This window comes from Staphylococcus sp. EG-SA-10 (genome assembly GCF_017151945.1).
Lineage (GTDB): Bacteria > Bacillota > Bacilli > Staphylococcales > Staphylococcaceae > Staphylococcus > Staphylococcus aureus.
In genome coordinates this window covers 117,154-129,755 of sequence record NZ_JACVZJ010000007.1, presented here as the reverse complement: position 1 = coordinate 129,755, position 12,602 = coordinate 117,154, and the positions used below count along the sequence as shown (strand labels likewise).

Sequence of the window (12,602 nt, the reverse complement as noted above, 5' to 3'; positions counted from 1 at the left end):
TTCAGTGTAAAATGTACTTGGGTCATGTAAAAGTCCTCCTGGGTATGTTTTTGTCGTTAAAAACATTGTACCGTAAAAGGACTGTTATATGGCCTTTTTACTTTTACACAATTATACGGACTTTATCAAAATGAAGGAAGAGTATTCTAAAAGATTTAATTCTTTAGCTTCTTTCAATACTAATATTAATATCATACCTATGGAAAATGGAAAAAAAGTTAATGATGTGGAATATCCTCTATTCTTTATGGTGACTAAAAATCTATCAAAAAAACAAGAATTAATATCAATTAATAGTAGAAAAATTGATAGAGCACTTAATTCTTTACCTTATGCAGCTAGAGAACAATATTTTAATGATTTATTAATCGATGAATTACAAAGTACTAATGAAATTGAAAATGTATTTAGTACTAAACAAGAGATTGCACATGCGTTAAATAACCAAGCATCAGAATTTCTTAAGTTCAGAGGCCTCGTGGATCAATATAAAGAGATAGAACTTAATAATAAAATTAAAGTTGATAATGTAAGAGACATTAGAGCGATTTATGATAAATTAGTTTCAAATGAAATTAACGAACAAGATAAGTTAGATGGAGAGCTATTTCGTAAAAATTTTGTCGGTGTGCATGATGAGTCAACGAATAAATATATACATGTTGGGTTACAACCTGAAACCAAAATTGTTGAATATATAGGTGAAATGCTAACATTTTTAAAATATTTTGATGCGCCTCAGCCGTTCAAAATCATGGCTAGTCATTATCTGTTTGAATATATACATCCTTTTTATGATGGCAATGGTAGAGTTGGAAGATTTATAATTGCCAAGCTCTTGAGTGATTATTATGATAATTATACTGCTTTGACATTTTCATATGTCATAAATAGAAATAAATCGAATATTACAAGGCGTTTATGACTGCTTCAAATCATTTGAATTGTGGTGATTTGACGGAATTTATTGACACAATGCTTGAGTTATTGATAGCAGGACAAGAAAGAATACTTGATGAGTTAATACCAAAAATGGATGCGACTGAAAAATTAACGCTTTATTTAACTAGTCATTATAAACAGATAGATTATGAATTTTTGTATCTCCTTTCAATGGATAAATTGTTTGGAAATAAAAGAAATAGATTAACATTAATTGATTTAGAAAACATATTGGGAGTAGGAAGAGTAAAAATTAATAATACAATTAAAAAATTTGGTAACTACTTAGTTAAAATTAAAAGTAGACCAACAATTTATGAGATGAGTGATGAATTTCTAAATTCGATTATAAAATAAATGTAATATGTGATTCAGCTATACTTATAGTATTTGTAAGATTGCGTAATTGCTTCATTGAAAAAATATATTTTAAGAGAGTGGTGCATGACAAATGTACTGCTCTTTTTGTTGTGTATCAGTATTGTGATGTTTTAATGCGAATATTATATGAATCATTATGAAATTTAATAAAAATAATTGAAATAATTATCATTTTTTCTGATATACTGTTAAACGGTTTGGAATTTTTAAGTTTACACTGTATTGGTTGATATAGCTCAACTAATAATTGCGAACAGGGTATTTCAAATTGAAAAGTATTATGAGTGTGATGCATAAATCAAAATTGTAGGATAAGAGCCTGAGACATAAATCAATGTTCAATGCTCTACAAAGTTATATTGGCAGTAGTTGACTGAACGAAAATACGCTTGTAACAAGCTTTTTTCAATTCTAGTCCGGGGCCCCAACAAAGAGAAATTGGATTCCCAATTTCTACAGACAATGCAAGTTGGGGTGGGACGACGAAATGAATTTTTCGAAAATATCATTTCTGTCCCACTCCTTTATCATTTATGTCTCGCTCTCAAATGTAAATTAATAATTGATTTTGGGGGAGTTTGAAGTTAAATATTTAACAGGATTTATTTTAATATTATTGTTAGAAGGAATTTTGACAAATTCAGCAAGTGCAATCGAATATTCAGACTTACATCATAAAAGTAAACTTAATTCAAAGCGTCTAAGTAATGCTAAGATGTCATTCATCAATCCAACTCAGCTTGAAAATAAAAAAACAAACGATAGACTGTTGACTCATGATTTGTTATTTCATGACATGTTCTTAAATGATGCTTCGAAAAAGGATTTTAAAGTTGAATTCGAAAATGAGGCACTTTCCAATGAATTTATAAATAAGAATATCGATATATATGCTGGAAGCTATAGCTATGAATGTCATGGGGGAGAAACCAATAAAACGCAAGGTAGTTATGGAGGGGTTACTTTAAGTGACAATAATAAGTACGATGATTATAAGAATATACCTTGTAATTTATGGATTGACGGACATCAAACAGAAATAGAACTAACTGCAGTAAAAACGAAAAAGAAAATTGTTACCATTCAAGAATTAGATGTTCAATTAAGAAATTATTTGAGTGAGAAGTATAAGTTGTACGAAAAAGGTGGCGACATTGTTAAAGGGTATGTTAAATATCATAATGATGATGAAAAAAATGTAGAATATGATTTTTATAATTTAAATGGTGAGTATGGTCATGAGGTATTAAAAATGTATGCTGATAATAAAACTATCAATAGTGACAAATTGCATTTAGATATCTATTTATTCAAATCATAATTTAAGTGAGTTAATCATTAATGATCTTTGACAGTGAAATATAAAGTACCTGTCATTATATTGTTACAAATAAAAACAACAGTAAGGATGCTACCACTCAGAAAAGTCTTACTGCTGTTTTCTATTAGAATAATCTTTAATGCACACAGGAATTCGATACGAAACAAATATGATTAACTGTATAATTACAAAATAAAACTACTATAGTAAAAAGAAGATAAAGACGATGATAATAAATGCATCGAATATAATTTTCTTGATGTTTTTATCAACAACATCAGGTAAGGACATAAGTATAAATCCTAGAATTAGAGTGTAGCGACATATGTTCATAATTGTTGCTGTAAACTCGATATTAAATGAAAACTTTAAAAATATACTTATAAATAAAATGACAAACGACGCAATTGCAATAAAACTGCCGTATGTAGCTATCTTTGTTACGAGACTATTTTGATTATTTTCAGCCATTGTAAAATCCTCTTATTTCATCATTATTATTTTAAACATATCATTTTCCTGTTATTTAATAAAGTTTCTTGACACGATTGGCTGATGTAATTGATATGATTAGTTTTGAAAAATAGACAAATTAGAAGCATCGATTTCACTGTTATGAGTTCAAAAATAATTATTTATGATACCAAGTTATTGTGAATGTTTTTATAAAAATAAAGCAAAAGTTTTATACAGTAATGAAAATCATGATACTTGTCGTTGTAGTGATTAAAATGTGATAAAATAACAAATGCTAGGATTTTTTAAAAGAGGTGAATCAAAGGATGATTGGTATAATTGGTGCCATGGAAGAAGAAGTAAAAATATTAAAAAATAAATTAACACAATTAAGCGAAATTTCAGTTGCACATGTTAAATTTTATACTGGCATTTTAAAAGATAGAGAAGTAGTGATTACCCAAAGCGGCATTGGAAAAGTTAATGCTGCAATTTCTACGACATTATTAATTAATAAGTTTAAACCGGACATCATTATTAATACAGGTTCTGCTGGAGCTTTAGATGAAAGTTTAAATGTAGGTGACGTTCTTATAAGTGATGATGTAAAATATCATGATGCGGATGCAACAGCATTTGGTTATGAATATGGACAAATACCACAGATGCCGGTAGCATTTCAATCAAGTAAACCTTTAATAGAAAAAGTATCTCAAGTTGTACAACAACAACAACAATTAACAGCTAAAGTAGGCTTAATTGTAAGTGGTGATAGCTTTATCGGTAGTGTTGAACAACGCCAAAAAATTAAAAAAGCATTTCCAAATGCGATGGCGGTTGAAATGGAAGCAACTGCAATTGCACAAACATGTTATCAATTTAATGTACCATTTGTTGTAGTTCGTGCAGTTTCAGACTTAGCAAATGGAGAAGCGGAAATGTGCTTCGAAGCATTTTTAGAAAAAGCAGCTGTATCTTCAAGTCAAACTGTTGAAGCATTAGTGTATCAATTATAAAAAGGTAAAGGTGAGTTAAATGGGTTTAGTTCGCAAGTTTTTTATGCCGAATTCATATGTTCAATCAATATTTCAAATTGATTTAGACAAGTTAGTGGACAAAGGCGTTAAAGGTATTATTACAGATTTAGATAATACGCTAGTAGGTTGGGATGTTAAAGAACCTACAGAACGTGTTAAAGCATGGTTTAAGGAAGCTAATGAAAAAGGAATCACTATTACAATCGTGTCTAATAATAATGAGTCTCGTGTTGCTAGTTTTAGTCAGCATTTAGACATCGATTTTATTTTTAAAGCGAGAAAGCCAATGGGGAAAGCGTTTGATAAAGCAATAACTAAGATGAATATCAGACCAGATCAAACTGTTGTAATAGGTGACCAAATGCTTACTGATGTATTTGGTGGTAATCGTCGAGGTTTATATACAATTATGGTCGTTCCAGTTAAACGAACTGATGGCTTTATTACTAAGTTTAATAGATTAATTGAAAGACGATTATTACGTCATTTCAGTAAAAAAGGTTATATCACATGGGAGGAAAATTGATTGTCTGACATTTTAAAATGTATCGGTTGTGGTGCGCCACTTCAATCTGAAGATAAAAATAAACCTGGTTTTGTACCAGAGCATAATATGTTTCGTGATGACGTGATTTGCAGACGTTGTTTCCGCTTGAAAAATTATAACGAAGTTCAAGATGTAGGATTAGAAAGTGAAGACTTTTTAAAATTATTATCAGGACTTGCGGATAAAAAGGGCATTGTCGTCAATGTTGTGGATGTATTTGACTTTGAAGGATCATTTATTAATGCAGTTAAACGTATTGTCGGAAACAAAAAAATCATTTTAGCAGCAAATAAATTGGATTTATTGCCGAAACAAATTAATAAACGTCGAGTTAAAGAATGGTTAAAACGAACAGCAAGAAAATATGGTTTGGAAGATGACGATGTCGTATTAATTTCAGCTGAAAAAGGCTGGGGCATAGACGACTTATTATCATCAATTGCGAATATTCGAGAAAATGAAGATGTGTATATTGTAGGGACAACGAATGTTGGGAAATCTACATTGATTAATAAACTGATTGAAGCTAGTGTTGGTGAAAAAGATGTAGTAACAACTTCAAGATTCCCTGGAACAACTTTAGATATGATAGATATTCCTTTAGATGAAACATCATTTATGTATGATACACCAGGTATTATTCAAGATCATCAAATGACGCATTTAGTTAGTGAAAAAGAATTGAAAATTATTATGCCTAAGAAAGAAATAAAACAACGCGTATATCAATTAAATGAGGCGCAAACATTATTCTTCGGCGGTCTAGCGCGCATAGATTATGTATCAGGTGGTAAACGTCCGTTAGTTTGTTTCTTTTCTAATGACTTGAATATACATCGTACTAAAACGGAGAAGGCCAATGATTTATGGCGTAATCAACTTGGCGATTTATTAACGCCACCTGGAAATCCACAAAATTTTGATTTTAATGAGGTAAAGGCTGTTAGACTTGAAACAGGAAAAGAGAAACGCGATGTTATGATTTCTGGTCTAGGCTTTATAACTATAGGACCAGGAGCTAAAGTAATCGTTCGTGTTCCTAAAAATGTTGATGTTGTATTAAGAAATTCTATTTTATAAGGTGATTTAAAAAATGAAATTTGCAGTTATCGGAAATCCTATTTCACATTCCTTGTCGCCCGTTATGCATAGAGCAAATTTTAATTCTTTAGGATTAGATGATACTTATGAAGCTTTAAATATTCCAATTGAAGATTTTCATTTAATTAAAGAAATTATTTCAAAAAAAGAATTAGATGGCTTTAATATCACAATTCCTCATAAAGAGCGTATCATACCGTATTTAGATCATGTTGATGAACAAGCGATTAATGCAGGTGCAGTTAACACTGTTTTGATAAAAGATGGCAAGTGGATAGGGTATAATACAGATGGTATTGGTTATGTAAAGGGATTGCACAGCGTTTATCCAGATTTAGAAAATGCATACATTTTAATTTTGGGCGCAGGTGGTGCAAGTAAAGGTATTGCTTATGAATTAGCAAAATTTGTAAAGCCCAAATTAACTGTTGCGAATAGAACGATGGCTCGTTTTGAATCTTGGAATTTAAATATAAACCAAATTTCATTGGAAGATGCTGAAAAGTATTTAGCTGAATTCGATATCATTATTAATACAACACCAGCGGGTATGGCTGGAAATAACGAAAGTATTATTAATTTAAAGCATCTTTCTCCCAATACTTTAATGAGTGATATTGTTTATATACCGTATAAAACACCTATTTTAGAGGAAGCAGAGCGCAAGGGAAACCATATTTATAATGGCTTAGATATGTTTGTTTACCAAGGTGCGGAAAGCTTTAAAATTTGGACTAATAAAGATGCTGATATTAATTCTATGAAAACAGCAGTTTTACAACAATTAAAAGGAGAATAACATATGCTTACTGGCAAACAAAAAAGATACTTAAGAAGTTTAGCACACAATATTGATCCGATTTTTCAAATTGGAAAAGGCGGTATCAACGAAAACATGATCAAACAAATAGATGATACGTTAGAAAACAGAGAATTGATAAAAGTACATGTACTACAAAATAACTTTGATGATAAAAAAGAATTAGCTGAAACATTAAGCGAAGCTACGCGTAGTGAATTAGTGCAAGTGATTGGATCTATGATAGTGATTTATAGAGAATCTAAAGAAAATAAAGAAATTGAATTGCCATAATAATGAAAAAGATAGTACTTTACGGCGGTCAGTTTAACCCTATCCATACTGCACATATGATAGTAGCTAGCGAAGTATTTCATGAATTACAGCCAGATGAATTTTATTTTTTACCTAGTTTTATGTCTCCATTGAAAAAGCACCATGATTTTATAGATGTTCAGCACAGATTAACAATGATACAGATGATTATCGACGAGCTTGGTTTTGGAGATATTTGCGACGATGAAATTAAACGTGGTGGTCAAAGTTATACCTATGACACAATCAAGGCATTCAAGGAGCAACACAAAGACAGTGAGTTGTACTTTGTTATTGGGACAGATCAGTATAACCAACTAGAGAAATGGTATCAAATTGAATACTTAAAAGAAATGCTTACTTTTGTAGTTGTAAATCGAGACAAAAATAGTCAAAATGTTGATAATGCTATGATTGCAATTCAGATACCTAGGGTAGATATAAGTTCGACAATGATTCGACAAAGAGTTAGTGAAGGGAAATCTATCCAAGTTCTTGTTCCTAAATCCGTTGAAAACTATATTAAGGGGGAAGGATTATATGAACATTGAAAAAGCAAAACGGCTTGCAAAAGAGAAACTGCCAGAGAAACGTTATAATCATTCTTTAAGAGTTGCAGAAACAGCGATTAAATTAGCAAAAATTTATGATGGAGACACTAGTAAAGTAGAATTAGCAGGTGTATTACATGATTTCTGTAAATATGATGATTTAGGTAAAATGTATCAAATTGTTCGACAATACGAATTAGGTAATGATCTACTGAGTTATGGTAGTGAAATATTGCATGGTCCTGTGTGTGCAGCAATCATGGAACATGAATATGGTATCAATGATGAGGAAGTATTAATGGCTATCAAATACCATACTACTGGACGTCAACAAATGACAAAAACTGAAAAACTGATTTTTATTGCAGATTACATCGAACCTGGAAGAACAATCCCAGGAGTTGATGATATTCGAGATATGGCATACAATCAAGGTAGTTTAGATAAGACAATTTATGAAATTTCTAAACGCACAGTACTATTTTTAATACAGAAAGATATTACGGTATATAATAAGACGATTGACTGTTTAAATTATTATAACTATAGTGACGAAAGAATAAAGGATGATTAAATGAATTCACAAGAATTATTAGCAATTGCTGTGGATGCAATTGACAATAAAAAAGGCGAAGATACGATTTCTTTAGAAATGAAAGGTATCAGCGATATGACAGATTATTTTGTTGTAACGCACGGAAATAATGAACGACAAGTTCAAGCGATTGCTAGAGCGGTGAAAGAAGTAGCCAATGAACAAAATATAGAAGTAAAACGTATGGAAGGATACAATGAAGCGCGTTGGATATTAATTGACTTAGCTGATGTTGTGGTACATGTTTTCCATAAAGACGAAAGAAATTATTATAATATTGAAAAGTTATATCAAGATGCACCATTAGAATCATATGGTCAGGTTGCGTATTAATTATGTCGCAATATGCAGAAATGAGCCTAGTGTACGATCAATTGACTCAAGATCAACCATATGAAAAATGGTTTGAAATTGTAAAAAATCACTGCAAAGATGAATCAAATATTTTAGATATTGGTTGCGGTACTGGTAGTTTAACAGTTCAACTAGAAGCTTTAGGTAATGTTACTGGTATGGATTTAAGTGTTGATATGTTGACTGTTGCAGCTCAAAAATCAGCAAATGTAAATTGGCTTGAAGGAGATATGACATCTTTTGATTTGCAACAACAATTTGATATCATCACTATTTTTTGTGACTCTCTAAATTATTTGCAAGATGAAACTGCAGTTATTGAAACATTCATCAATGTTTATCATCATCTGACTGATTCAGGTGTATTTATTTTTGATGTACATACTGTTTATAAAATGATGACTTTGTTTAATAATCAAAGTTATATTGATGATAAAGGGGACATTTTTTTAGCATGGGATGCTGTGCAAGGAGATTTACCTTTAAGTGTTTATCATGATATGACATTTTTCATTCGACATGAAGATGAAACATATTCAAGATTTGATGAGTCTCATTTTCAGAGAACATTTGATGAAAAGACATATTTGTCTTGGTTAGCTCAAGTTGGTTTTAAACATGTTGAAACATTTACTGATTTTAATATAGATGAACATAATGATGATGCAGAAAGATTGTTTTTCATTGCGAAAAAATAAAAGTAAAACCACTCGCTCAGACGTGTATAAAGTTGAGGAGTGGTTTTATTGTATCAATTTTTATTACGCTATAAAGATTTTTTAACTCAATGGAAGTTATATATTATAAGTGCTGTTGTTTTAATTATGGTATTAATTGGTTTTATATTCTGGAGACAAGATGATTATACTTCAAGAAATTTTGAAAATAAAGATACTGCTCTGAAACAAAGCACTAGTGAAAATAGTAGTTTGTCCAAATTAGAAGATGTCCAGGTCAAAGATGGAGATAATTCCAAAAATAAAGGTCCTGTATATGTCGATGTAAAAGGTGCTGTTAAACATCCTAATGTTTATAAAATGACATCTAAGGATAGAGTAGTTGATTTACTTGATAAAGCACAATTATTGGATGATGCAGATGTAAGTCAAATTAATTTGTCTGAAAAATTATCAGATCAAAAAATGATTTTCATTCCTCATAAAGGACAAAAGAATGTTGAACCACAAATTGGAGTAAACAGTGTGCACGTAAAAAATGGAAACATAAATAATACTAAAGTAAATTTAAATACGGCATCTGTATCAGAATTGATGTCTGTTCCTGGAGTTGGGCAAGCTAAAGCTAATGCAATTGTTGAATATCGCAACCAACAAGGTGCATTTCAAGAAATTGACGATTTGAAAAAAGTAAAAGGTTTTGGAAGTAAAACTTTTGATAAACTGAAATCTTATTTCACGACATAATGGATTATTTTAATTGCAAATTTTATTTTTTGTGATTAATCTTATATTATTAGAAAATGTTACTAAATTTTAAGTATGGAAGGTGAACATCTTGGAAAGAATCAAATGGGAAGAATATTTTATGGCACAAAGTCATTTGCTGGCATTACGTTCAACTTGTCAAAGATTATCTGTAGGTGCAACGATTGTTAAGGATAATCGTATTATTGCTGGTGGTTATAATGGCTCTGTAGCTGGCGAGGTGCATTGTATAGATGAAGGGTGTTTAATTGAAGATGGACATTGTATCAGAACGATACATGCAGAAATGAATGCTTTATTACAATGTGCAAAACAAGGTGTATCTACTGAAGGTGCAACAATCTATGTTACTCATTTTCCATGCCTAAATTGTACAAAGTCAATTATTCAAGCAGGTATAAAGCGTATCTACTATGCAGAAGATTATCATAACCATGAATATGCAACTAAATTACTCAAACAATCTGGTATTGAATTTAAAAAAATTCCATTTTCACCTGAATATGTTGCTAAATATCTGACTAAAGGTTAATGTTTTGCTGTATGTCGCATTATCAATGATTGTAGGAGTGCTTTGGAATTCTAGCAAAGTGCTCTCTACATTTCTTTTCATTTTACTTTTGTATATTGCTTATCGTAAAAATAAAATCGTTTATGCCCCTATTTCTCTCTTTTTAATCATTTTCTCCTCATGGTATTTACATTATTCACAACAAGCAACATTTAATTATATCAATTATATTGAACGTAATTCTCAGTTTAATGAGCGTGCTCAAGTAATCCAAATTCAACGTCAAGGTAGTGACACATATAAAGGTAGGTTGAGTTTAAAAAATGAAATATATCCTTTCTTTTTAACAAATAAAAAGAATTTTGATTTAAAGAAAATTGAAAGTCGTAATTGTATTGTTAAAGGACAATTCAAAGTTAATGACAATAAGTTTGTAACTCTTAAATTACAAAGTATAGTTGTACAAAGCTGCCTAGAATCGAACCGGTCTAATTTAATTGAGAAACATAAACAGTTTATAATGAATCGAATTTATGATTCGGGTATTAAGTTTCCGGATCGTATTATGGCATTGATTACTGGTGACGTAAAAGAAATTAATGAGCAATTTAAGGAACGTGTTAAAGAGATAGGTATATATCATTTGCTGGCAGTTAGTGGCTCGCATATAGCTGCAATTGTATTCTTAATTTACCAACCTTTAAAACGATTAAATTTACCTTTATTTGTCATTAAAGGAATTACAATCATTGTATTAGCTTTATTTGCTCAATATACAAATTATGCACCTAGTGCTGTAAGAGCTATAATAATGACAACTCTTGTACTGCTTATTACTAAGCAAATTAAAATAAAGGGTATTCATCTATTAGCATTTGCATTTATAATTATGTTTATTTTAAATCCACTAGTTGTTTATGATATTGGATTTCAATTTTCATTCATCATTTCATTTTTTATTATGCTACTTTTTCCTTTTTTACAGCAATTGTCAAAGTTACAATCATTATTCATAATTACGTTTATTGCACAATTAGCTTCATTTATCGTTGCCATTCCAAACTTTCATCAAATTCAATGGGTGGGATTTTTATCTAATTTGATTTTTGTACCGTACTATTCGTTTATATTGTTTCCGCTATCTATTTTATTCTTTATTACAAGTCATTTTATTGTGGGATTAACGCCGCTAAATTACTTGGTTGACCTAAGTTTTAATTTTCATGACTGGTTACTAGACCTATTCACAAGAATCAAGCAATCACATTTTTCTGTTCCCAAGTTTAATGATTGGATATTTATAATATTTATAATTTCTGTTTATTACATATTTTGGTTATTGGCTAAACGTAAATATATATTGGTTACGTTTTGGACTATAATTATTCTGACATTATTAATAACGTTTCCAACAAATTCACATCACAAAATTACAATGTTAAATGTGGGGCAGGGAGACAGTATTTTATATGAAGGTGGTAAGAACCAAAATGTCTTGATTGATACAGGTGGGAAAGTGATTGATGATACTAAACAACCTAGTTATTCAATTTCTAAATATCATATTTTACCAACGCTAAATGAAAGAGGGATAAATGAATTAGAGTATCTAATTTTAACACATCCACACAATGACCATATTGGTGAAGTGGAATATATTATTAGTCATATTAAAATTAAACATATAGTGATATACAATAAGGGATATAGTAGTAATACATTGATGTTATTATCGAAATTAAGCCATAAGTATAACATTAAACTTATGGATGTAAGACAAGTTAGTAGTTTTAAACTTGGAGATAGTAGTTTTCTATTTTTTGATAGTTTTATTCCAAATAGCCGAGATAAAAATGAATATTCGATTATTACTATGATTGCATATCAAAATAAAAAAGTTTTATTAATGGGCGATGCTAGTAAAAATAATGAATCTTTACTACTAAAAAAATATAACTTGCCGGAGATTGATATTTTAAAAGTAGGACATCATGGGAGCAAGACAAGTAGTTCTAAAGAATTTATAGAGATGATTAAGCCTAAAATAAGTTTGATTTCTTCTGGGAAGAACAATATGTATCATCTTCCTAACATAGAAGTTGTTAAACGATTGCAAGGGATTCGCAGTCGCATTTACAATAGTCAACAAAACGGTCAAGTTACAATTGACTTAGATGATAATTTAAAAGTTGATTCAAACTCTTATGGAAATGCAAGTGGTTTATAGATACAGAAACATGATATAAT

The 12,602-nt window shown here is 30.2% G+C and carries 14 protein-coding genes and 1 pseudogene; 14 read left to right on the top strand and 1 reads right to left on the bottom strand.

What is annotated here, in order from left to right; translation table 11 throughout:
- Window positions 1-88: 88 nt before the first annotated feature.
- Together IDG45_RS07880 and IDG45_RS07875 are read left to right on the top strand one after the other, a co-directional pair.
- Window positions 89-1,299, top strand: a pseudogene (locus IDG45_RS07880) (Fic family protein).
- A 592-nt stretch (window positions 1,300-1,891) separates the two neighbouring features.
- On the top strand, window positions 1,892-2,644 hold the full coding sequence (locus IDG45_RS07875) for an exotoxin (RefSeq protein WP_001807316.1): 753 nt from the start codon (window positions 1,892-1,894) through the stop codon (window positions 2,642-2,644).
- Window positions 2,645-2,845: 201 nt separating this feature from the next.
- Here the strand turns inward: IDG45_RS07875 and IDG45_RS07870 are convergent, their stop codons facing one another.
- Complete coding sequence (locus IDG45_RS07870; protein ID WP_000829750.1) at window positions 2,846-3,115, bottom strand: hypothetical protein; 270 nt, start codon at window positions 3,113-3,115, stop codon at window positions 2,846-2,848.
- Between the two features lie 311 nt (window positions 3,116-3,426).
- Here IDG45_RS07870 and IDG45_RS07865 point away from each other — a divergent pair, with 311 nt between their 5' ends.
- The 12 genes from IDG45_RS07865 (at window position 3,427) to IDG45_RS07810 (ending at window position 12,582) form a co-directional block, all read left to right on the top strand.
- Window positions 3,427-4,116 (top strand): 5'-methylthioadenosine/adenosylhomocysteine nucleosidase, encoded by a 690-nt coding sequence (locus IDG45_RS07865; protein ID WP_000579261.1) that lies wholly within the window; start codon window positions 3,427-3,429, stop codon window positions 4,114-4,116.
- A gap of 19 nt (window positions 4,117-4,135) precedes the next feature.
- The gene (locus tag IDG45_RS07860; RefSeq protein ID WP_000524902.1) at window positions 4,136-4,663 is read left to right on the top strand and encodes a YqeG family HAD IIIA-type phosphatase; all 528 of its coding nucleotides are present in this window, start codon (window positions 4,136-4,138) and stop codon (window positions 4,661-4,663) included.
- Window positions 4,664-5,764 (top strand): ribosome biogenesis GTPase YqeH, encoded by a 1,101-nt coding sequence (yqeH, locus tag IDG45_RS07855; RefSeq protein ID WP_054193760.1) that lies wholly within the window; start codon window positions 4,664-4,666, stop codon window positions 5,762-5,764. It abuts the gene before it with no gap.
- Window positions 5,765-5,777: 13 nt separating this feature from the next.
- On the top strand, window positions 5,778-6,584 hold the full coding sequence (gene aroE / locus IDG45_RS07850; protein WP_000666752.1) for a shikimate dehydrogenase: 807 nt from the start codon (window positions 5,778-5,780) through the stop codon (window positions 6,582-6,584).
- A gap of 3 nt (window positions 6,585-6,587) precedes the next feature.
- Window positions 6,588-6,878, top strand: coding sequence for a ribosome assembly RNA-binding protein YhbY (yhbY, locus tag IDG45_RS07845; protein WP_000955235.1), 291 nt, complete (start codon window positions 6,588-6,590; stop codon window positions 6,876-6,878).
- Between the two features lie 2 nt (window positions 6,879-6,880).
- Window positions 6,881-7,450: a nicotinate (nicotinamide) nucleotide adenylyltransferase gene (nadD, locus tag IDG45_RS07840; RefSeq protein ID WP_000725160.1), complete on the top strand. Its 570-nt coding sequence runs from the start codon at window positions 6,881-6,883 to the stop codon at window positions 7,448-7,450.
- Window positions 7,440-8,024, top strand: coding sequence for a bis(5'-nucleosyl)-tetraphosphatase (symmetrical) YqeK (gene yqeK, locus IDG45_RS07835; RefSeq protein WP_001019325.1), 585 nt, complete (start codon window positions 7,440-7,442; stop codon window positions 8,022-8,024). Before nadD ends, yqeK begins: the two co-directional genes overlap by 11 nt.
- Complete coding sequence (rsfS, locus tag IDG45_RS07830) at window positions 8,025-8,378, top strand: ribosome silencing factor (RefSeq protein WP_001088020.1); 354 nt, start codon at window positions 8,025-8,027, stop codon at window positions 8,376-8,378. It abuts the gene before it with no gap.
- A gap of 2 nt (window positions 8,379-8,380) precedes the next feature.
- The gene (locus IDG45_RS07825; protein WP_000084828.1) at window positions 8,381-9,097 is read left to right on the top strand and encodes a class I SAM-dependent DNA methyltransferase; all 717 of its coding nucleotides are present in this window, start codon (window positions 8,381-8,383) and stop codon (window positions 9,095-9,097) included.
- Between the two features lie 39 nt (window positions 9,098-9,136).
- Window positions 9,137-9,823 carry a ComEA family DNA-binding protein gene (locus IDG45_RS07820; RefSeq protein ID WP_072357801.1) on the top strand — a complete coding sequence of 229 codons (687 nt, stop codon included), beginning with the start codon at window positions 9,137-9,139 and terminating at the stop codon, window positions 9,821-9,823.
- Between the two features lie 91 nt (window positions 9,824-9,914).
- Window positions 9,915-10,376: a ComE operon protein 2 gene (locus IDG45_RS07815; RefSeq protein WP_000439693.1), complete on the top strand. Its 462-nt coding sequence runs from the start codon at window positions 9,915-9,917 to the stop codon at window positions 10,374-10,376.
- Between the two features lie 4 nt (window positions 10,377-10,380).
- Entirely contained in the window at window positions 10,381-12,582 is a 2,202-nt protein-coding gene (locus IDG45_RS07810; RefSeq protein ID WP_042908045.1) for a DNA internalization-related competence protein ComEC/Rec2, read from the top strand.
- Window positions 12,583-12,602 lie beyond the last annotated feature (20 nt).

Coding starts and splice junctions, on each gene's coding strand:
- aroE (WP_000666752.1), top strand. CDS start 5,778: ATGAAATTTGCAGTTATCGGAAATCCTATTTCACATTCCTTGTCGCCC.
- yqeK (WP_001019325.1), top strand. CDS start 7,440: ATGAACATTGAAAAAGCAAAACGGCTTGCAAAAGAGAAACTGCCAGAG.
- yhbY (WP_000955235.1), top strand. CDS start 6,588: ATGCTTACTGGCAAACAAAAAAGATACTTAAGAAGTTTAGCACACAAT.
- nadD (WP_000725160.1), top strand. CDS start 6,881: ATGAAAAAGATAGTACTTTACGGCGGTCAGTTTAACCCTATCCATACT.
- IDG45_RS07860 (WP_000524902.1), top strand. CDS start 4,136: ATGGGTTTAGTTCGCAAGTTTTTTATGCCGAATTCATATGTTCAATCA.
- IDG45_RS07865 (WP_000579261.1), top strand. CDS start 3,427: ATGATTGGTATAATTGGTGCCATGGAAGAAGAAGTAAAAATATTAAAA.
- IDG45_RS07825 (WP_000084828.1), top strand. CDS start 8,381: ATGTCGCAATATGCAGAAATGAGCCTAGTGTACGATCAATTGACTCAA.
- rsfS (WP_001088020.1), top strand. CDS start 8,025: ATGAATTCACAAGAATTATTAGCAATTGCTGTGGATGCAATTGACAAT.
- IDG45_RS07870 (WP_000829750.1), bottom strand. CDS start 3,115: ATGGCTGAAAATAATCAAAATAGTCTCGTAACAAAGATAGCTACATAC.